This is a genomic window from Terriglobia bacterium, from assembly GCA_020072785.1.
GTDB lineage: Bacteria > Acidobacteriota > Terriglobia > Acidiferrales > UBA7541 > Acidiferrum.
On the sequence record JAIQGG010000002.1, the window covers coordinates 308847 to 329497 of the forward strand.

At 65.1% G+C, this 20651-nt stretch carries 17 protein-coding genes; 6 read left to right on the forward strand and 11 right to left on the reverse strand.

Annotated features, from left to right (window positions below):
• Positions 1-3 precede the first annotated feature (3 nt).
• The 3 genes from coaBC (at position 4) to priA (ending at position 4688) form a co-directional block, all read left to right on the forward strand.
• Positions 4-1242: a bifunctional phosphopantothenoylcysteine decarboxylase/phosphopantothenate--cysteine ligase CoaBC gene (gene coaBC / locus LAN61_04650; protein ID MBZ5539795.1), complete on the forward strand. Its 1239-nt coding sequence runs from the start codon at positions 4-6 to the stop codon at positions 1240-1242.
• Between the two features lie 7 nt (positions 1243-1249).
• Positions 1250-2161 carry a uracil-DNA glycosylase gene (locus LAN61_04655; GenBank protein MBZ5539796.1) on the forward strand — a complete coding sequence of 304 codons (912 nt, stop codon included), beginning with the start codon at positions 1250-1252 and terminating at the stop codon, positions 2159-2161.
• An 88-nt stretch (positions 2162-2249) separates the two neighbouring features.
• Positions 2250-4688 carry a primosomal protein N' gene (gene priA / locus LAN61_04660; GenBank protein MBZ5539797.1) on the forward strand — a complete coding sequence of 813 codons (2439 nt, stop codon included), beginning with the start codon at positions 2250-2252 and terminating at the stop codon, positions 4686-4688.
• Between the two features lie 109 nt (positions 4689-4797).
• On the opposite strand, the gene LAN61_04665 is transcribed toward priA, so the two are convergent.
• From LAN61_04665 to LAN61_04675, 3 genes are all read right to left on the reverse strand, one after another.
• Positions 4798-6129, reverse strand: a complete 1332-nt coding sequence (locus LAN61_04665) for an amino acid permease (GenBank protein ID MBZ5539798.1) — start codon at positions 6127-6129, stop codon at positions 4798-4800.
• 143 nt (positions 6130-6272) lie between these two features.
• Positions 6273-6797 carry a DUF4337 domain-containing protein gene (locus LAN61_04670; GenBank protein MBZ5539799.1) on the reverse strand — a complete coding sequence of 175 codons (525 nt, stop codon included), beginning with the start codon at positions 6795-6797 and terminating at the stop codon, positions 6273-6275.
• Positions 6798-7011: 214 nt separating this feature from the next.
• Positions 7012-7278, reverse strand: coding sequence for an integration host factor subunit beta (locus tag LAN61_04675; GenBank protein ID MBZ5539800.1), 267 nt, complete (start codon positions 7276-7278; stop codon positions 7012-7014).
• A 132-nt stretch (positions 7279-7410) separates the two neighbouring features.
• Between LAN61_04675 and dcd the strand changes: the two genes are divergently transcribed.
• Positions 7411-7965, forward strand: coding sequence for a dCTP deaminase (gene dcd, locus LAN61_04680; GenBank protein MBZ5539801.1), 555 nt, complete (start codon positions 7411-7413; stop codon positions 7963-7965).
• A gap of 18 nt (positions 7966-7983) precedes the next feature.
• Here dcd and LAN61_04685 read toward each other — a convergent pair whose 3' ends face one another.
• From LAN61_04685 to LAN61_04700, 4 genes are all read right to left on the reverse strand, one after another.
• Positions 7984-8952, reverse strand: a complete 969-nt coding sequence (locus tag LAN61_04685) for a DedA family protein/thiosulfate sulfurtransferase GlpE (GenBank protein ID MBZ5539802.1) — start codon at positions 8950-8952, stop codon at positions 7984-7986.
• Between the two features lie 9 nt (positions 8953-8961).
• Positions 8962-9579: a nitroreductase family protein gene (locus LAN61_04690; GenBank protein ID MBZ5539803.1), complete on the reverse strand. Its 618-nt coding sequence runs from the start codon at positions 9577-9579 to the stop codon at positions 8962-8964.
• Positions 9580-9641: 62 nt separating this feature from the next.
• Positions 9642-10097, reverse strand: coding sequence for a MarR family transcriptional regulator (locus tag LAN61_04695; protein MBZ5539804.1), 456 nt, complete (start codon positions 10095-10097; stop codon positions 9642-9644).
• Between the two features lie 92 nt (positions 10098-10189).
• Positions 10190-10927, reverse strand: coding sequence for an SDR family NAD(P)-dependent oxidoreductase (locus LAN61_04700; protein ID MBZ5539805.1), 738 nt, complete (start codon positions 10925-10927; stop codon positions 10190-10192).
• Positions 10928-11216: 289 nt separating this feature from the next.
• On the opposite strand from LAN61_04700, the gene LAN61_04705 reads away from it, so the two are divergent.
• Positions 11217-12551: a hypothetical protein gene (locus tag LAN61_04705; protein ID MBZ5539806.1), complete on the forward strand. Its 1335-nt coding sequence runs from the start codon at positions 11217-11219 to the stop codon at positions 12549-12551.
• Positions 12552-12644: 93 nt separating this feature from the next.
• Here LAN61_04705 and LAN61_04710 read toward each other — a convergent pair whose 3' ends face one another.
• The 4 genes from LAN61_04710 to LAN61_04725 all read right to left on the reverse strand — a co-directional run bounded on the left by LAN61_04710 (position 12645) and on the right by LAN61_04725 (position 18983).
• Positions 12645-12863 carry a histidine kinase gene (locus LAN61_04710; protein MBZ5539807.1) on the reverse strand — a complete coding sequence of 73 codons (219 nt, stop codon included), beginning with the start codon at positions 12861-12863 and terminating at the stop codon, positions 12645-12647.
• A gap of 53 nt (positions 12864-12916) precedes the next feature.
• The gene (locus LAN61_04715; protein ID MBZ5539808.1) at positions 12917-13816 is read right to left on the reverse strand and encodes a phosphoribosylaminoimidazolesuccinocarboxamide synthase; all 900 of its coding nucleotides are present in this window, start codon (positions 13814-13816) and stop codon (positions 12917-12919) included.
• A gap of 183 nt (positions 13817-13999) precedes the next feature.
• Positions 14000-17842 carry a chromosome segregation protein SMC gene (gene smc, locus LAN61_04720; protein ID MBZ5539809.1) on the reverse strand — a complete coding sequence of 1281 codons (3843 nt, stop codon included), beginning with the start codon at positions 17840-17842 and terminating at the stop codon, positions 14000-14002.
• 424 nt (positions 17843-18266) lie between these two features.
• Entirely contained in the window at positions 18267-18983 is a 717-nt protein-coding gene (locus LAN61_04725) for a carboxypeptidase regulatory-like domain-containing protein (GenBank protein ID MBZ5539810.1), read from the reverse strand.
• An 890-nt stretch (positions 18984-19873) separates the two neighbouring features.
• Here LAN61_04725 and LAN61_04730 point away from each other — a divergent pair.
• Positions 19874-20593: a GGDEF domain-containing protein gene (locus tag LAN61_04730; protein MBZ5539811.1), complete on the forward strand. Its 720-nt coding sequence runs from the start codon at positions 19874-19876 to the stop codon at positions 20591-20593.
• The last annotated feature ends 58 nt before the right edge of the window (positions 20594-20651 follow it).

Consider the following 20651-nt stretch of genomic DNA (forward strand, 5'->3'; position numbering starts at 1 on the left):
GGGATGCGCATCACCCTGGGCGTGACCGGCGGCGTGGCGGCCTACAAGGCCGCCGAACTGGCGCGCCGTCTGCAGCAGGAGGGCTTCTCCGTGCAGGTGGTGATGACCCGCAGCGCGCGGGAGTTCATCACCCCGCTGACCTTCGCCGCGCTCACCGGACAGAAAGTAATCACCGAGCTGTTCGCCGCCGACTCCGGCGGCCCCCCCAATCTCGACAGCGCCATCGAACACATCGCCGTCGCGCAACGCACGGACCTGCTGCTGGTGGCTCCAGCCACCGCGGAGACTCTTGCGAAATTCGCACGCGGCCTGGCTGACGATTTCCTTTCCACGCTGTACCTGGCGGCGACGGCGCCGGTCGTGGTGGCCCCGGCGATGAACGTGAACATGTGGCAGCACGCGGCCACGCAGGAAAATGTCGCGATGCTGCGGGCGCGGGGCGTGCGCATCGTGGAGCCCGGCGAAGGCTACCTGGCCTGCGGGATGACCGGAGCGGGGCGGCTGGCGGAAATCGACGAGATTCTGGCGGCGGTGCGCGAGGCGCTGCAGCTGAAGCATGATCTCCAGGGGGAGACCGTGCTGGTGACTGCCGGGCCGACCTGCGAAGACCTCGATCCGGTGCGCTATCTGACCAACCGCTCCTCGGGGAAAATGGGTTATGCGGTGGCCGAAGCGGCGGCGCGCCGCGGCGCCCGCGTGATTCTGGTGAGCGGGCCGGTGGCGCTGGCGGCTCCCGAGGGCATGGAGCGGGTGAGCGTGCGCACGGCGGAAGAGATGCACCGCGCGGTGCTGGAGAAATTCCCGTCGTGCACGGCGGCGGTTTTCGCGGCGGCCGTGGCGGATTACCGTCCGGCGGAGAAGCGGACGCAGAAGATGAAGCGCAACAAGGCGCCGCTCACGATTTCTCTCGAACCGACTCCGGACATCCTCGCGGACGTGGCGCGGCAGAAGGGCCAGCGGGTGCTGGTGGGCTTCGCGGCGGAGACCGAACACCTGGCGGAAAACGCGCGCAAGAAGCTGGCGGCCAAGAACGCCGACCTGATCGTGGCCAACGACGTGAGCGCACCGGGCGCGGGCTTCGACCAGGACACCAACGTCGTGACGCTGTTCGCCCGCGACGAGCGCGAGAGCGCGCTGCCGCAGATGAGCAAATTCGAAGTCGCCCAGCGCATCCTCGACGAAGTGCTGCGGCTGCGCGCCACGCCGCGCCTGGCGCCGGTGGCTCGGCGCTCGCAGGCCTGAAGCGATCATGCCCGCCCGCCTCGACGAAGCACTCCGCGAAAAGCTGACCCAGCGCCTCCGCTACTACGAGGACATCGGAATCACTCTGTTCTATCGGGGCCGGGCTGCGGCGGCCGCCGCGGCCGAGCCGGAATTGCCGTCCATTGAGCTTTCCGTGGAAGCCCCCGTGGAAGAATCTGTCGCATACGAATCCCCATCCGCTGCTGTCCCGGAAAAGGAAGAGATCTTGGCGAAGCGCTCTGCCGCACCCGCAACATCCCATTCCAGCCCTGCCGTGCCGAAGGCCGCTGTGCTTTTCACTCCCCCGGCGCTCTCGCTCTTCGAATCCGCCGCGCGCGTGGCCGGCGATTCGCTGGTAAAAATCCGCGCGGAGATCGGCGAGGACTGTCAGCGCTGCAAGCTGTGCCGCCAGCGCAGCAAGATCGTCTTCGGCGACGGCAATCCGCGCGCCGAGCTGGTCTTTGTGGGCGAAGGGCCGGGGCACGACGAAGATGTGCAGGGACTGCCGTTCGTGGGCCGCGCCGGGAAGCTGCTGACGCAGATGATCGAGGCCATGGGCCTGGCGCGGCAGGACGTGTACATCTGCAACGTGGTGAAGTGCCGCCCGCCGGAGAATCGCCAGCCGGAAAAGGACGAAGTGGAGATTTGCTCGCCCTACCTGGTGCGGCAGATCGACGCGATCGCGCCGAAAGTGATCGTGGGCCTGGGAGCCACGGCCTCGCGCACCCTGCTCAACACCGAGCGCGGAATCTCCCAGTACCGCGGAGAGTGGCAGGAGTTCCGCGGCAGGAAGTTCATGGCCACCTATCATCCCGCCTACCTGCTGCGCAACCCGGCCGCCAAGGCCGACGTCTGGAAAGACCTGCAGAAAGTCATGGCCGTGCTCGGCCTGGCTCCCAGGAAGGGCAAGCCGGCGTAGCCGGCATGGCAATTCTCCGTGGCCTGTCTGCCGCGCTGCTCCTGCGGGAGAAGCCGCCGCTGCCAATCCTGCTAAACTACAACGCGCAATGAGCGAACTGTACTGCGATGTGGCGTTGCCGGTGCCGCTGGCCTCCCTCTTCACCTATGCCGTGCCGCGGGAGATGGCGGAGACCGTGCGCGTGGGTAGCCGGGTGCTGGTGCCCTTCCGGCGGCGCACCTTCGTGGGCGTGGTGGTGGCGCTGGGTACGCAGCCACCGGCCACGGCGCAGATGCGGCCCATCACCCAGCTGCTCGATCTCCTGCCGGCGCTGCCTCCCTCCCTGATGGAACTCGGCCAGTGGATCACCAGCTACTACCTCGCTCCCCCGGGCGAAGTCTTTCGCGCCATGCTCCCGCCGGTGACGGAACTGCGCTCGCGGCAGGAGCTGCGGCTCACGCGGGCGGGGCGCGCGGCAATTGCCGAAGGCCCAGAGGGCGGCCTCTCCGCGGACGAACTGGACACGTTGCAGGAAGTGGAGCGCGGGGAGAAGCGCGCGGGATTTGCCGTGCTGCCGAAGCAGGAAGAGAAGAAAACGCTGGCCGCCCGGCTGCTGCGCCGCGGCCTGCTGCAATTGCAGGAAGGCCTGGTCGGGACGAAACGCCGGCTGCAGCGCGTGATCGCCTGGAAGAGCGGGGCAGCGGAGAGTCTGACGCACCTGGCGGAAAAAGAGGAGCGCATCCGGCAGATACTGGAAGTGGAGCGCGGGCCGCTGCCGCTGCCGGTGCTGTTGCGCGTGGCGCACGTGACGCGCGCGGTGATCGAGCGCCTGGTGAAGCAGGGGTTGCTCGAGAGCTGGGAAGAGCCCATCGATCCGGGCGAAGATCCCTTCGATGCGGGCTTCACACCCCCGGCCCACGAGCTCAACGAAGGGCAGGCGGCGGCGGCCGCGGCGATTCGCGCGCGGCTGGATGCGGGGGAATTCGGCGTGAGCCTGCTCTTCGGCGTCACCGGCAGCGGGAAGACGGAAGTGTACCTGCGCTGCGTGCAGGAGACGCTGGCGCGGGGCAAGACGGCCATCGTCCTGGTGCCGGAGATTGCGCTGACGCTGTGGATCGGGCGGCTGTGCCGCTCGTGGTTCGGGGCGCGCTTCGAAGGCGTGGCCGTGCTGCATTCGGCGCTGAGCGACACCGAGCGCGCCCGCGAATGGTGGCGGGTGCGCAATGGCGAGGCCCGCGTGGTGGTGGGGACGCGCTCGGCGGTCTTCGCGCCGCTGGAAAACCTGGGCCTGCTCATCGTCGATGAGGAGCAGGAGGGCAGCTACAAGCAGGAAGAGACGCCGCGCTATCACGGGCGCGATGTGGCCATCGTGCGCGCCCAGCGGGAGAAGGCCGCGGTGCTGCTGGGTTCGGCCACGCCGTCGCTCGAAAGCTTTCACCACGCGCGCTCGGGAAAGTACCAGTTGCTGCGCCTGGGCGGCCGCGTGGAAAACCGCCCCATGGCGCCGGTGGAGATCGTGGACCTGCGCGACGACTTCCGCGAATCGCACAACACCAGTCCGATCTCGGGCGGGCTGCGGCGCGGCATCGAAGAGTGCCTGGCGGCGAAGACCCAGGCGCTGATCCTCATCAACCGCCGGGGCTATTCCTGGTTCGTGCTGTGCCGGAGTTGCGGGCTTTCGGTGCAGTGCGCGAACTGCAGCATCTCGCTTACCTATCACAAGCAGCGCAACCGCCTGGAGTGCCACTACTGCGGCGCCATGCAGCCCGTGCCGAAGAAGTGCCCGAAGTGCGCGTCGCAGTACCTGCACTATTTCGGGGAAGGCTCGGAGCAGCTGGAAGAACGCCTGCGCAAGGAGTTTCCCGGGGCGCGCGTGGGGCGGCTGGACCGCGACACGGCGCGCACCAAGCGCCAGTATCAGGAGACCCTGGCGGCGTTCGCCGGCGGCGCGCTGGATATTCTGGTGGGCACGCAGATGCTGGCCAAAGGGCACGACTTCCAGCGCGTGACGCTGGTCGGCGTGGTCTCCGCGGACTCCACCCTGAGCCTGCCGGACTTCCGCGCCGCCGAGCGCGCCTTTCAACTGCTGACGCAGGTGGCGGGCCGCGCGGGGCGCGGCGAGTTGCCCGGCCGCGTGCTGGTGCAGACCTTCTATCCTGAGCACTACGCGATCCGCGACGCCGCGCAGCAGGACTACGAGGCGTTCTTCGAGCGCGAGCTGCACTTCCGCCGCATGATGGGCTATCCGCCCTTCACCGCGCTGGCCAATATCCTCGTGCGCGACACCTCCTTGGAAAATGCCATCCGCTGGTCGCGCAAGCTCGGCGAGTTCTTCGCGCCGCACGACGGCCAGGGCGTGAAGGTGCTGGGGCCGGCGGCCGCGCCGCTGGCGCGCATTAAGAAGGAGCACCGCTTTCAGTTTCTGCTGAAGTCGCCGAAGCGTTCGCTGCTGACCAACCTCCTGCAGCAGACCCTGGCCTTCTGCGCGGCGCAGGAGATTCCGCGCACCGCCGTGCTGGTGGATATGGATCCGCTGAGTCTGTTGTAGGCCTGCTGTGGTCTTCTTTTGTAGCGGCGCCCGACAGGCCGGCAACTTGCCGTTGTGGCGCCTGCCGAAGTTTTCCCGAGACGCTCGAGATACAGCCCCCCTGAAATTTTCAGGCCGCGCGTTTGTGCCAGAAGAAGTAGGCGGGGAGACCGAGGGCGAAAAGTCCGATGGCGATGGCGATGTTGGCGAAGCCCTGGGGATCGCGCAGCGCGACGTAGACGGCGTTGCCGACCAGGGCGGCGGCGACAATCACAAAGAGCAGCGGCGTCCAGGGATAGAAGGGGACGCGGTAGGGAATGGCTTTGGCGCCGTTGGCGCGGCGCAACGGGAAGATGCTGGCGGCGCCCAGGCCGTAGAAGATCCAGCCGATGAAGATGACCCCGCCGATCAGCTCGGTGAATTTTCCCGCGCAGGCCAGCAGGGCCGACCACACACCCAGGCTGATGACCGCGGCGGCGGGGGTGCGGAACTTGGGGTGCACCACGGCGAGCTTCTTGAAGAACAGATTGTCCTGGGCCATGGCGAAGAAGACGCGCGGGGCGGTGAGGATAACGCTGTTGGCGGCGCTGAAGGTGGAAATCAGGATGGTGAGGGCCACGATGCGGCCGGCCCAGGGGCCGAGGACGGCGGCGATGGACGTGGCGGCGATGGTGTCGCTGGCGGCCGCCGCGGCGGGGCCCAGCGCGACGAGATAGGCGAGCACGGCAATCAGATAGAGGCCGGAGAGAACGAGCGAGCCGGAGAGAAACGCGCGGGGAAAACTTTTCTGCGGATCCAGGACTTCGCCTGCGCTGTAAGTGCCGAACTGCCAGCCTTCGTAGGCCCACAGGACGGTAATCATGGCCAGGCCGAAGCTGGAGAGCAGCGAGAAGCCGTGCTGGTGGGAAACGAGCGCCGGGGGTAGATCCGCGGCATGGTGGCCCAGGGAGAGCAGCACGGCGCTCAGGATGACGATGATCAGCACCTTGATGAGCGTGGTCCAGTTCTGCAGGTCGGAACTTTTTCGCGTGCCCCAGACGTTGACCGCGGTGACCACCCCGATCATCAGGACGGCGGCAGCGGTGGTGCCGCCGCTGGAGAGGGGAATGACTTCGGCGAGGTAGCGGCTGAAGGCCCGGGCCAGCGCGGCCACCGAGCCGCTGGCAATGACCAGGAAGAGGCACCAGCCGTAGAGAAAGGCCAGGGGGCGGCCAAAGCCGTCGCGGATGAAGCAGTAAAGGCCGCCGGCGGAGGGATTCGTGGCCGCCAGCTCGGCATAGGTGAGCGCGCCGAGCAGCGAAAGGATGCCGCCGATGATCCACACCAGCATGGCGGCGCCGACGGAGCGGTCCACCTGGCGGAGAATGATGCCGGGGGTGAGGAAGATGCCGGAGCCGATGACCGATCCGACGAACAGCAGGAGGAGGTCGCGCAGCCGTAAGGTACGAATCAGTGTGCTCATGCATCTCCCGGCGAAACGATTGGCGAAAAGCAACTGGCAGTTTGCGTGAAGCGGTGCAGAGACTGACAGTTGAGATCCTCCGGCCCCGGCAAAATCCGCCGGTACCTTAGGAGGACGGTCCAAAAACTAATTGCAGCACGCAGCTAGTGCAACAGGAATCCGGTGATCGAGACAGCTACGCCCGAGGTGGCGGAAATGACTCCGAGCACGGGAAAAAGCTTCTTCTTGGAAATGAAGTACAGCGAACAGAGCACGAGGCCGAGCTCGAGAAAGCCCTCGCCGAGGTCGAAGCGCAGGGCCTGCTTTTCCGCCAGCACGCATTCTTTTTCCTTCGTCTGCGCCTCTTTCTGGATCTCCTTGGCTTCTTCGGCGTAGCGCTCCATTTCGATCTTGTAGCGCTCGATGAGGGCGGCGGATTTCTCGGTGAGCGGAAGGTTGCTGAGGAGGTCGCGCCCGAGCTCGAGGTTGTGACCTTTGATCTTCTTGGCCTGATAGAAGGACCACTGGTCGTTGGCTTCGGTGCGCACGATCACCGCCTGGGTATGCGAGCGGTGGGACTGGATGGTAACCACGGCGAGAAACACGCCGATGACCGCGGCCATGATGCCGATCCTTTGCCCGGCCGGATCCGACTCATGTCCGCCTTCGTGATGCATCTCGTGTTCCACGGGTAGCGACTCTCCTTCGCTTCAGATTGTGCAGTGGAGACAGCCAAAAAATAATCATACCGTCCCTGCAGCCGGGGTCAACGGTAAGTTCGAAGGGAAGTGCGGGGGCGGCGGAGAGGCGGGTGCGCTTTTCTTCGGCCGCGCCGGGAACGGCGCGGAGGAGGGAGCCGGGTAAGCGCCTTGCGGTGTGCGCCGCGGCGAGCGCCGCCGCGCCTTAGATGCCTTGCAGTTCTTTGCCGGGCTTGAAGCGCACGGCCTTGCCCGGGGGGATGCTCACTTCTTCCCCGGTGCGGGGGTTGCGCCCGATGCCGGTCTTGCGCGGCTTGACGCTGAAGACGCCGAAGCGGCGCAGCTCGATGCGCTGGCCGCGGCCCAGGGCGCTCTTGAGCGCCTCAAAGATGGTTTCCACGGCCTGTTCGGCCTTGGTGCGGCTGATATTCGTGCGGGTCACGACGGCGTTGACGATGTCCAGCTTGATCACAGAGTCCTCCCCGGACCGCGGCGAACCCGATGCTAGTTGCTGAGTTCCGGGTTGTCAAGACGTGCCCTGTGTACTACACTGCGCTTCTTTTTGCAGCACACCATTCTTCGCTGAGAGCCACGGGAGGTACGGATGTCGGTCAAGCCGGATCGCTGGATTCGCCGCATGGCGTTGGAACACAAGATGATTGAGCCGTTCACGGACCGCCAGATGCGCGAAGGGGTGATCAGCTACGGCGTATCGTCCTACGGCTACGACATCCGCGTGGCCGACGAGTTCCGCATCTTCACCAACGTGAACTCCACCATCGTGGATCCCAAGCATTTCGATCCCCGCTCGCTGGTGGATTTCAAGGGCGACGTGTGCATCATCCCGCCGAATTCCTTCGCGCTGGCGCGCTCCATCGAATATTTCCGCATCCCGCGCAACGTCCTGACGCTATGCGTGGGCAAGTCCACCTACGCGCGCTGCGGGATCATCGTCAACGTCACGCCCTTTGAGCCGGAATGGGAGGGCTTCGTGACCCTGGAGATCAGCAACACCACGCCGCTGCCGGCCAAGATCTACGCCAATGAAGGACTCTGCCAGGTGGTCTTCTTCCTCTCCGACGAGGACTGCGAAGTCTCCTACAAGGACAAGAAAGGCAAATACCAGTCGCAACAGGGAATCGTCCTGCCGCGGCTGTAAGTCCTGCGTTTGCTCCCCCTAGCCTTGCGGCGAGCGTTCCGCGGGGGAGGATCTCCCCGCGGAAGAGAGCGGATAGCCGCGCGCGCGCCAGGCGCCGAGCCCGCCCTGCAGCGGACGGATGCGCGCGATGCCCTGTTTCTTGAGGAGCAGCGCCACACGGGCGCTCGTGGCTTCGTTGGGTCAAGTACAGTAGAGGATGACCTCGCGGTCGCGCGGCAGCCGTTCGTTCCTCTCCTGCAGTTCCTGCGCGTCCATGTGCAGTGCGCCGGGAATCGTTTCTGGAGCGGCGTCGAAATCCAGGGCGTGGCGCAGGTCCACGATCACCATCTCTTCGCCGGCCTCGAGCTTTTCTTTCAATTCCTCGGGGGTGATCCGCGCAATGCGCAGCTCGCGGAGGAAGCGCTGCCGGGCAATGAATTTCCAGCCAATGTAGGCGGCCAGAGCGCCGGCCAGCAGAACAAGCAAGGCCCCGCCCAGCGAGAGTGCGCGCTCGGCAACGCTTTCCAGTTGTCCGCTGAAAGCATAACCCAGCCCCAGGAAGCTCCCGGCCCAGAATAGCGCGCCCGCCGCGTCGAAAAGCAGAAAGCGCGCCGGCTGCATGCCGAAAATCCCGGCCAGGGGCGGAGCCACGGTGCTCAATCCCGGGAGGAATTTGGCCACCAGCAGGGAGCGCGCGCCGTGCCGGGCGAAGACGCCTTCGGTCCGGCGGACGCAGGAATCGGGCTCGAGCGAAATGCGGCAGAGCCACTGCAGGACGCGATTCCCGCGGCGGCGGCCCAGTTCGTACCAGAGCACGTCGGCGAGGAGCGCCCCGCAAACCGCGGTGATCAGCGAGACTGCCAGACTCAAGCGCCCCGCTCCGGCCAGCGCGCCCGCCGCCAGCAGCAGCGGGATCGCCGGCAGCGGCAGGCCGAGCTGTTCGGCAAAGACCCAGACGAAGAGAACCAGCGAGCCGTGTTTCAGTAGAAATTCGAGCGGGCCGTGCATGAAACGCGATTACCCTTTCTTCCCGCTGGGAACGAGCGGGGAGATGTTTCCCCACGTGCCCGACATGACGAACTCGGAAAGGGGCTTGCGGCTCCGCGGCTCCAGTTCGCGCTGGCGCAGGTTTTCCGGCAGGGAAGCGGGGTCGCCAGCATAGCCGATGGCGATGGCGGCGACGGGTTCCCAGCCGTCCGGGATATGGAACGTTGCGCGGGCTTTATCGGCGTCGAATCCGCCCATCTGGTGGATGAAAAGCCCGCGGGCGGTGGCTTCCAGGGCCAGGCTGGTGCTGGCCGCGCCCACGTCATGCAGGGCGTGACGGTTGGGCTTGCCGTTGTGGTGGAAGCTGGTGCGCGCGACGGAGAGCGCGAGGACCGGCGCCGCAGCGGCCCAGGCCTGGTTCCACTCTATCAGGATGGAGAGCATGCGCTGGTATTCTTCCGGGTACTCTTTGGTGGCGACGAGATAGGCCCAGGGCTGGTCGTTGAAGCAGGAGAGCGCCCACCGCGCCGCTTCGAACAGGCTGCAAAGCTCCGCGGCCGGGACGCGCTTGTCCGCGAAGGCCCGGGGGCTCCAGCGGCGCCGCAGCAGTTCGTGGATGGGGAAATCGTTCGTTGCCGGGTTTTCCATGTGCCTTCCTTTCGTCGTCAGAATTCTCCGGGCTGCGCGCTGGGCGCATGGCGCAGGTGCGGCTATCGCGGCGCGCGAGCGCGCACTTCCTCGAGCAGCCCGGCAAGGGTTTTCAGACGCGCTGCGGGGATGTGCCGTAGCTGGCGGCGGTGCAGCTCGCGCAGCGGCTGGTCCAGCCGCTGGAGGAGCTCCAGGCCCTGCGGCGTTATCCGGGTGGTCACTACGCGCCGGTCGTCTTTCCGGCGCTCCCGGGAAAGGAGCCCCTGCTTTTCGAGCCGGTCAAGCAGGCGGGTCATGTCCGGATCGCGCGTAACCATGCGCGCGGCGACTTCGCGGCAGCTGAGGCCCTCCGGGCCGGCGCCGCGCAGAATGCGCAGAACGTTGTACTGGGCCGGGGAGAGGCCGTGCGGCTTGAGCAGGCGCTCGACGCCCTGGAGCAGCCAGTCGGCGGCGCGCTGGAAGCTGACGAAGACCTCTTCCTCGCGGGGCAGGGGCGTGTGCGGGGAGCGCGGGTCCATGGCGGCATAATACTCGTTATAACGACTATTGGCAACAGAAAAAGAATCCCCGCCGGCGGCCCCCGCCTACGGTCCTTCTGCTTACGGCCCCCCTACGGTTTGTGCAGCGGGCGCATCTGCACTTCGCTCACGAAGCTTTGCGGGCCCTGCGTCACCAGCATCTCCACCACGTGCGCCACGTCCTCCGCCTGCAGCAGTTTGGTCCGGTCCCGGTCGGTCCGCGGGGAGAACTCCGTGGCCACGCTGCCCGGGCAGACGGTGCTCACGCGGATGCCGTACTCGCGCAGGTCTTCGGCCATGCACCCGGAGAGCCCCTGCAGGCCCCACTTGGAGGCGCAGTACAAGCCTCCGTTGGCAAAGGTATTTTTCCCGGCGAGCGAGCTGATGTTGAGGATGTGCCCTTTGCGGCGGGCGATCATCGTGGGGACCACTGCGCGGGAGACCAGGAAGACGCCTTTGAGGTTGGTGTCCAGGATGCGGTCCCACTCCTCTTCGCTGCGCTCGTGTGCCGGGCCGAAGAGACCGAGGCCGGCGTTGTTGACCAGGATGCTGACGGGGCCGAGGGCGGCCTGGCTTTCGGCGGCGAGGCGTTCGGTGTCCGCGGCGCGGGTGACGTCGGCGATGCACGAGAAAGCAGGAACGCCAGTGGCGCGCAGGGCCGCTTCGCTGGACTGCAACGCGGCGGCGTCCCGCCCGCAGACGGCCACGGCAGCGCCCAGCGATGCCAAGCGCAAGGCGATGGCCCGACCGATGCCGCGGCTGCCGCCGGTAACCAGGGCAACTTCTCCGGAAAGGGGGCCGGAGCCGGAAGCGTGTATAGTGCGCATCATCTTCTCCGACATAACATTCCCCCTCGCGCAGACCACTCTTTTTGTGCGAAACTCATCCTACCATCCAGGCAGTTGAAGCCCCGGAGGTGCGCCGAAGGAAAGGGAAACCGTATACCGCTGGAGTAACCCACGCAAGAAGTGGTTTGCTGCAGGGTAACGGGCTTGCGGAGTTTCCGCAGCTTCCCTATAATTCTGCAGTTTTCCCGGCCGATGTGATTCCCGCTGGAATCATCTCCCGGCGCAGAGCTGGACCGATCCCCAAACGATTGTTTGATCGAGGAGACTAGGGATGAACGGAACACGAAGACTGGCAGTTGCCGCGCTTGCCGCTGCGCTTGTTTTGACCCTTGCGGGAGGCCTGTTCTCCAGCGCGCACGCGCAGGCGACGGCCGGCAAGCAGCCGTACACGATGGCGGAGTATAATACCTATACTGCGGCGGCCAGCGAGAAGGTGCCGGCGCAGCAGATCAAGCTGCTGGATGATTTTGTCGCGAAGTACCCCAATTCCGCGCTGCTGACCTACGTCTACGAGCTGTACTATCAGAATTACAGTGCGCAGCGGAACTACCCCAAGGCCATCGAATACGTGGATAAGCTGCTGACGCTGGGGGACAAGGTCGACAGCGCCATGCGCTACAAGGCCTACTACGCGCGGGCCTTCGTCTTCAACAACCTCAATCTCACTGACAAGGATCCCACGGCCGTGGAACAGGGGCAGAAGGCGCGCGATGCCGCCATCGCCGGACTGAAGACGGTTGCCGAGATCAAGAAGCCGGACAACGTGGATGAGAAGACCTTTGCGGAGCAGAAGCGGCCGGCGACCATCTTGTTCAACTACACCGCGGCGGCAGCCTCGATGATCGCCAAGGACTATCCCGGCGCGGTGCAGTACTACAAGGCCACTCTGGAGTTGACGCCCAACGAGGCGGTGACGTGGTTCCGGCTGGGCGTGGCGTATCTCGCGATGACCCCGCCCCAGCAGATGGATGCTTTCTGGGCCTTGGCCCATTCGGTGTCCCTGAAGGGCCCCAGCGAGGCCCAGGTGCGGAAATACCTGCGCACGCAAATGCTCAATTACCAGCAGTCCACCTGCGAGAATTTGCTGGACGCGCAGATGAACGAACTGGTGGCGCTGGCGGGCAGCTCCGCGGAGCGTCCGGCGAGCTATAAGCTGCCGAGCGCGGCGGATCTGGAAGCTGCACGCAAGGACATGACCATCGCCTCGGTGCTGGCGGACCTCAAGGCCGGCGGCGACAAGGGCAAGGTCACCTGGCTGGCTTCCTGCGGTCTGGAATTTCCGGGCGTGCCGGGAAAGCTCATCGGAGTGACGCCAACCGCGGATGGGGCCACGCTCGAGGTGGCATTCGTGACCAGCGATGCGGAGTTCGAAGCCACCACCACGGCCAACATGGAAGTGAAAGTAACCGGGCAGCCGGAAGCGGTGCGCCTGGAAAAGGACAGCTTGGTGCACTTCACGGGCACGTTGACCTCCTACGATCCCGATCCGGCCTTCCTGCTGCACTGGGATAAAGCCAAGGTGAACCCCGAGGACATCCCGGCGGAAAAGAAGGCTCCCGTAAAGAAACCCGTGCGCCGCCCGGCAACGAAGAAGCCGGGGCACTAAACCGCGCAGCTTCGCCTCAGAATGAAAAACGGCTCCGGCAGTGCCGGAGCCGTTTTTGTTTTTAGGGACGCCGGCGTTACCGGGGTGCGTGGGTCAGCGTGTGCGGCGGCGCGGGTCCAGCTTGTATTCGCCGATTTTCCGGCTGAGGGTGTTGCGGTGAATCCCCAGTATCTGCGCGGCGCGGCACTGATTGCCTTTGGCGTGTTCGAGGACGTGCTTGATAAAGCGCTTTTCGAATTCCCCGACGGCTTCCTCGAACAGGATGCCGTGCTCCACCATTTGGCTGACGAGCCCTTCCAATTGGTCTTTCACGTGATCACGCTCCGCACAGAATTCGTCCGCTCCGCGCCGCTTAAGAATCCTGTTTAGTCCAGCTCGCGCCCGGTCAGAATCCGGTACGCCTCGCGGTATTTGGCCCGTGTGCCGGCCACCACGTCGTCGGGTAGTTCCGGGCCGGGGGCCTGTTTGTTCCAGCCGATACGCTCGAGATAATCGCGCACGTACTGTTTGTCGAAAGAGGGCTGCGCCCCGCCGGGCTTGTACTGCGCGGCTGGCCAGAAGCGCGAGGAGTCCGGGGTCAGCGCTTCGTCGATCCAGATGAGTTCGTTGCCCAACAGCCCGAATTCGAATTTGCTGTCCGCGAGGATGATGCCGCGGGGCTCGGCGTAGGCCGCGGCGCGCCGGTAGATCTCCAGGCTGATAGCGCGCACGCGCTCCGCCAGCGTTGCGCCGACCAGCGCCGCCGCCTGCGCGAAGGGGATATTTTCATCGTGGCCGGAAACGGCTTTGGTGGCCGGGGTGAAGATGGGCTCGGGCAGGCGGTCGGATTCGCGCAACCCGGCGGGCAGCGGGATGCCGCAGAGCTCGCCGCTGGCCTGGTAATCCTTCCAGCCGGAACCCGAGAGGTAGCCGCGCACGACGCATTCGATCGGCAGCGGCTTGGTCTTGCGCACCAGCATGGTGCGCCCCGCCAGATCGGCGCGGAAGGCGTCGAAAGGCGGAGGAAGCTCGGTGCCGCTGAGGACGTGATTGGGAGTGACATCGCGCAGCAGGTTGAACCAGAACAGGGAAAGCTGTGTCAGGACCCGCCCCTTGTCCGGAATGCCGGTGGGCAGAATGACGTCGAAGGCCGAGAGGCGGTCCGTGGCCACGATGAGCAGGCGCTCGCCCAGATCGTAGATGTCGCGGACCTTGCCGCGCGCTACGGGCGTGAGGCCCGGGAAGTGGGTCTCGCGGAGAACGCGTTGTGCTGGAGCTGTCGCCACGGAATTGTCTACCCCGGGAAAGTGGACGGTATTCTAGCGCAGGTTTGCGCCCAGGGAAAGGCGGGGCGCGGGCACGGACATTTCGGGCTGTGCAAAATTTCGCGCCCCGTCACACGGCACAGCCGCATCATGCAAGCTCAAAGCCAGCAAGCTTGGCTGTGTCACGAAAGATGTAACGAAAAATTAAGCCGCGGAAGCAGCCGCGGCCCTCTTCGGCGCGGGCGCCTCGGTCTCTGTGCCTTCCCAGCGCACGCTGACGAGCTTGGAGACGCCGGGCTCCTGCATCGTGACCCCGTAGAGCACCGAGCCCATCTCCATGGTGCGCCGGTTATGGGTGACGATAATGAACTGCGTCAGCGAGCTCATCTGATCCACCAGCCGCGTGAAGCGCCCCACGTTGGCTTCGTCCAGCGGCGCGTCCACTTCGTCCAGGATGCAGAAGGGGCTGGGCTGGTAACGGAAAATAGCGATCAGCAATGCCAGCGCGGTCATGGCCTTTTCGCCGCCGGAGAGCAGCAGCACGTTCTGCAGCCGCTTGCCCGGGGGCGAGGCCACGATGTCGATGCCCGCGTCGCCGGAACTATCCGGCTCGGTCAGGCGCATCTCCGCCATGCCCCCGCCGAAGATGGTGTGAAAGGCATCGGAGAAGCCGCGGTTGATCTCTCGGAAGGCGGTCTCGAATTTTTCGCGGCACGCTTCGTCCAGCTCGCGGATGGCCTGCTGGGTGTCCACGATGGACTGCAGCAGGTCGTCGCGCTCGCGGGTGAGGAAGGTGAAGCGCTGCTCGCACTCGTTGTATTCCTCGAGGGCCATCATATTCACCGGCCCCATGGCCTCGATGCGCGCCTTCATCTCCCGGTAGCTGGTCTCTGCGGCGGCGAGCTCTTCACCGCTGAGGAACGCCACTTCCTGGGCCAGGAGGTCTTCGGGATGGGCGTTGACCTCGGCCAGGCAGGTCTCGCGCAGGTGTTGGCGGTCGGAGTCGTTGCGCGCGCGGTCCACTTCGGCGTGGCTGCGGGCCTCGCGCAGTTCCTGCAGGGACTGCCGGCCCATGCGCAGGTGGTCTTCGGTCTGGGTGACGCGCGTGCGCGCGCTTTCCCATTCCTGCTCGAGTTCTTTCTGGCGCGCTTCCAGGCGCAGCTTTTCGCTGCGCAGCCCCTCGAGCTGCTGCCCAACTTCCTCGTTCTGGCGTACCAGCGCGGCGGCCTCTTCGTCCATGGCCGCGAGTTGCTGGCGGAGAGCCGCTTCGCGGCGCTCGTTCTCCAGACGTTCGTCCTCAAGCCGCGCGGCCAGAGACTCCGCGGCCGTCAGGCGTTCGGCGAGCGCGGCCTGTTCGGCGCGGGCTGCGGCGAGATGTTCCTGAGATGCCTGGATTGACAGGCGCATGCCAGCCAGCTCGGCCACCAGGCGCGTGCTTTCGGCCTCGGCGGCGGCGCGGCTGGCGGCGGCCACGGCGTGTTGTTCGCGGGCGCTTGCGGCGCGCAGCTTGGCGGCTTCGACGTCGCGGCGGATGCGCGTGAGGTCTTCCTGGCAGACGGTGAGCTCCAGGCTCAGCCGCGCCAGGTCGTTCTGCATCTGCTGGTAGCGGTGCGTAGCGGCAAAGACCGCGCGTTCGGCTTCGCGCTGCTTGGCGGCCAGCTCTTCCAGTGACGCTTCAGCGCCGCGCAGCTCCGCGGCGATCGCTTCGATGGCCGCCTGGGCTTCCGCGGACTTCTGCTCGCACTCCCCGATTTCCGTTTCCAGGGCGCGCAGCTCGCGCTTCATGCCCAGCGGGCCGGCCGCGTCGGGGCGCCCGCCGCTGACCATGCGGCCCTGGTAGCAGGTGCCGTCGGGCAGGACGAAGGAGTACTGCGGATATTCGCGCGCCAGCCTTTCGGCGACCGCGGCGCTGTCCGTCAGAAAGGCCGTGTGCAGCCGCGGCAAAAACTGCTTGGCCGCCGGGCCCAGCGGATCGCGGAATTCCACGAGCTTGTCGAGGCGGCCGATGACGCCGTCTTCCGCGCGGAACGGCCGGACCGGAGCGGAGTCCGAAATCTCCAGGTTGCGCAGGGAGTCGACAAAGAAGGTGGCGCGTCCGCCCACCTCCTCGCGCAGCAGGGAGATGCCCGCCCGGGCGTGGTCGTAGGTCTTCACCACCACGTACTGCAGCTCCTCGCGGAGAAACTGCTCGACGGCGACTTCGTACTGCTGCTCGACTTCGGCGTAATCCGCGAGCACCCCGACGGCGTGGAAGTCGCGGCCTGTCCCGGCATTGCCGCCCTGGGGCATGGCGAAGAGCTTCTTCACGGCCTCGGCGGTGTAGGAGTGATCGTTGAGAATCTGTTCCAGCGTCTGGCGGCGCGCGCGCACCGCGGCCAGGGAATCGCGCAGGGCGGCCGCTGTGGTTTCCGTGCTGCTGCGCTGGCTGCGCAGCCCGGCGATGCGCGCCTGGAGCTCGGCAGCCTGCTGCTCGAGCTGGCGCAGGTTGCCGGCGGCGCTGTCACGCTCGCTGGCGGCGTGGCCGGCATCGTCGCGCAGGCGGATGGAGCCTTCCAGCAGCTCGCTCTCGCCGCCTTCCAGGCGGCGCAGGGCTTCGCCTCGGTGCAAGAGGGCCTCTTCGGCCTGGCGCTCTTCGCCGTGCAGCCGGGTCAGCTCGTCGCCGGCCGCCGCCGCGGAGCGGCGCAGCATCTCGATGCGCTGCTCCGCCTGCTGCGTATCGTCGCTGAGGGTCTGGGCGCCGCGCGAGAACTCTTCAACGCGCGCCATCTGCTCCGCGGCTTCCGCACGCACTGCGGCCACGGTCTGTTCCTGCTCCTGGCTGCGCGCGCGGACCGCGGCGGTTTGCGCCGCGGACTGTTCGGCTTCCTGGGCGATCTGCTGCCCGCGCCCGGCGAGCTCTTCATTGCGCTGGCGGTTGAAGGCCAGGCGATTTTCCGCGCGGTCCAGCTCCAGAGCGGTCAGACCCAGGTGGTTCTGGCTCTGGCGCATCTCGGCGTCCAGCTCGTAGATGCGCTGGTTGAGGCGGTCCTGCTCCTGCTCCTGCTGTTGCAGCGCGGCGGCGCGCTCGGTTTCCGAGCGCAGCAGCTCGTCGTGCTGCGCGGCCAGGCGTTCGGCTTCCGTGTCCAGTTCGCGGGCCTTGCTGGCCAGCATCTGCCGCACGATGCCGCGCATCTGGTCGCGCACCTCCGCGTATCGCCGGGCCTTCGAGGCCTGGCGCTTCAGCGAGCCCAGCTGCTTTTCCACTTCCACCACGATGTCGTTGACCCGCGAGAGATTGACCTTGGAGGATTCCAGCTTGGCTTCCGCCAGCCGCTTCTTGGTCTTGAACTTGGTGACCCCGGCGGCCTCTTCGATGATCGCCCGCCGCTCCATCGGCTTGGTCGAGAGGATCAGCCCGATGCGCCCCTGCTCGATGATGGCGTAGGAGTCCGGCCCCAGGCCCACGCCCATGAACATCTCCTGAATGTCGCGCAGCCGCGCCACCCGCCCGTTGATCAGGTATTCGCTCTGCCCCGAGCGGTACAGGCGCCGGCTGACCACCACTTCGCCGGGCCGGGTGACCAGTGCCGGCTTGTCCGCGCCGCGCTTGCGGCGCTTGAACTTCCCGGCGTCGTCGGCCGCGATTTCGGCGCCAGCTTCCGCGCCAGTTTCCACCACAGGCTCGGCGCTTTCCGAAACCGTGACGTCGGCGGTCCTGGCTGATTCTTCTCCGAGGACGCTGGCCGCCTCGCCTTCCTGCGCCTGGCTTTCCAGGACGAACCGCGCGGCTTCCGCCAGCTCGGGATCTTCCATCGTGATGGTGACTTCGGCCAGGCCCAGCGGCGGGCGCTTTGTGGTGCCATTGAAAATGCAGTCGGCCATACGCTCGGCGCGCAGCGATTTGTGGCTCTGCTCGCCCAGCACCCAGGAGATGGCGTCCACCACGTTGGACTTGCCGCAGCCGTTGGGCCCCACGATACACGTGATGCCGCTGCCGCTGAACGTGACGGAAGTCCGCTCGCAGAAGGACTTAAACCCAACGATGTCCACTTTTCGCAGCTTAAGCACTTTTACCCCTTTGCGTCCTGCTGCGCGCCGGCAGGGACCCACGGAAAGCGCGCGAAAAGAGACGCCGCTTCATTCCCTTATTGGAGGGTGGCTCGAGCGATAAGCCAACCCCGACCGGGTCGGGGTCGCTCGCAAAAACACTTGGCAGGTTCTCGATCAGAGGCCCAGCCGCCTGGCGCTTGGATGGCGGTACGCCAAGACACTAGCACGGAGTTTTCTCCCTGTAAAGGGTTGCCCTACATGTTGTAGGCAGTGAGCAAAGGCCACAAGAACGGGACTCGCGACGGGTGCCTGCAACCTGTCTGGCTCTGGGGACTTCCTGCGGCGCAAGGCGGTTGGGCTTCCTGTGCGCCGCAGCCTTCGGAATCCTCTTTCCCTTCCGCGTGTTCGAGTATCCTAGTCCTCTCCTGCCGCAGTCTTCTCGTCAGGGGATTGCCGGAAAGACGAAGTTGACCGTTTGCGTTTCGTCGCCGGCGATGGTGATTTCCTGGCTCTGCGTGCCGTAGGTCTCGTGCCAGGCGGTGATGGTGTACTTGCCGGGGGGCAGGTCCGGCAGCCTAAACAGGCCGTCCTCTCCCGTAACCCCAAAGTGGCTGGCCTTCAGGACCACAAAATAGGCCTTCATCCACGCGTGAATATTGCACTTTACGGGGATGAACTCCTCATTCTCGTAGGAGTAGGAGAAGGGCGGTGTTTCGGGTGGCTGGATCCGGTTCCACTCGCGGTTGATTTTCGCGAGGGGGTGGATATTGTGCGATAAGGGGTCGCTGTTGGAGATCTCCACATTCTGCCGCGTGCGAAACGCGAGCACGTGCGTCGTATAGTGGCAGCCCTTCTGGTCGAAACTCACGGAGGTCGCGGGCGCCGCGGAGCTATCCGGCGCGCCGGCGGAAATGTACACGACGACATTCCCCAGGGTGTTGCCGGGACCGGTGACCACGTTGTCCGTCAGGAGCCCCTTCGGATGCATTTTGGCGCATACCGGCTCCTTGGACATGTCAATGGGCTTGGCTCTTGCGGGAGTTCCCCTAAAAGTCACTTTTCCGGTGATGGCCCCCGCGCCCGGACCGGGAGAGACCACGGCTGGAGCGGAAACCATGGATAGCGCGACCATGCATACTTTTGCCAGTTGCATTCTCATTCTTCCTCCTGTCTCATCTTTTAAAAATTCGAATGAGTGCGAATGAGAACGGCCTGGCCTAAGCCCTAAACCGCGTGCCGCAAGGGAGAAGGATGCCCCAGGGCGTCCCTGCAGCCCAAGAACCTCCGCTACTGCGAAATTCTACGGCCCGGGAAACGAGCAGCGTTTAAGAAATTTTGCGGTCCGCACCCAATAGATTACTCTTCAACCGGGCCTTATCAGGCTGCGAAAAGACTCGCGTAAAGGTGTCATCTTGATGCGAACCGAGGACGGTAAGTTTCGGCAACACAGGAAGTTGAGATTCTTCACTGTAGCTGCTGATAGACATTCCGCTGGATTTTACTTCGAATGGGCTCAGGGTCTAGAAATTGGTTTTGCACTGGTGAATTTCTGTTCGTCCGCTCGGCTAAGTCCCGATTAGCCGGGTTGCCGGACAAGTGGTTTGTCGACATCCGAGTCCAAAAACGGGGTTGTGGGTAGTCTTGCTAGGGTTCACGACAACATGCCTGATAAACGCTAACCGGACAACGGAAAGCTTGACCAGCGGGTGGAGCACCCGGGGCGCGGCAGAACACCCGCGCTCGCAAAGAAGGCGAAGATGGCCACTCGCAGAAGCTTTAGCCACGACTGTGGCACTGACCATTGGGGCAGGTTCTCGTGGAAAAGGAACCTGTACCATTTTTTCGTTGCCCCATTTTGCAGCCGCGGCCTAAGGTGGACACTGTAATAGTCTTGCCATAAAAACCATGGAATCAACACTGGGTCTTCGCGCCAGCAAAACCCAACCCTCGCCTCTGGAGGGATCCGGGACGTTCCGCGCACAACAGGCGGAATCCAGTCTGCGGCAGCTCGGGCGGAGCGAGTGGTGGCTTTGGCTCTCCGCGCTCCTGGTGACCGTGCTTTCGGCGATGGCCTTTGTGCTCACCGCCATCCCCTCGTATTTCCGGCACAGCGAGTATTTTTACGAAATTCGCTCCGATCAGGCGCGGTGGGGAATCCTCTGTCTGCTTCTTCTCTTTGACGGCTGGCTGGTTTACAGGCAATGGACGTTTCGGCGACGGCGGAGGGAACTATTCCGGGATGACGCCGGGAAGGAAGTGCCGGCTGGGCCACTCTCCGAATTGTCCAGCATCGATGCGCTGACGGGCTTACACACGCGCGCGTTCATCGAGCAGCAGCTTGGCAAAGAGATTGCCCGCGCTAAGCGGCAGAACAGTTCGCTGAGCCTGGCCGCGATTCATCTCGATGAATTTGCCGAGATCACAAAGTGCTACGGGCCATCGGCCACAGACGCGGCTCTAAAAGAGCTGGCCTGGCGCTTGAAGAAAGCGTGTCGTGGCTCGGATTTTGCGGTGCGCCTGGCAAACGATGATTTCCTGCTGGTGCTGCCGGAATGCGGCTTGGGTGAAGTCAAAACAGTCTTGAGCCGTCTTGGCTCTCTGGAGATGGTTTGCTCGGGGCGGAAAATAAACCTCGCCTACACGACCACATGGGTGGATTATCAACCGGGCGACCTGCCGTCGGAATTGCTCAAGCGCGCCACGCAACTGCTTCACCTGTACGAGAACGCCGCGAAAGGCAGCTTTTCTTCCACGCTTGCACCGCACTGAACGGGCCGGGAATCCATTGACCCGGAAGTGAGAAATCGGTCGTGAGGCTTCGCCGGTG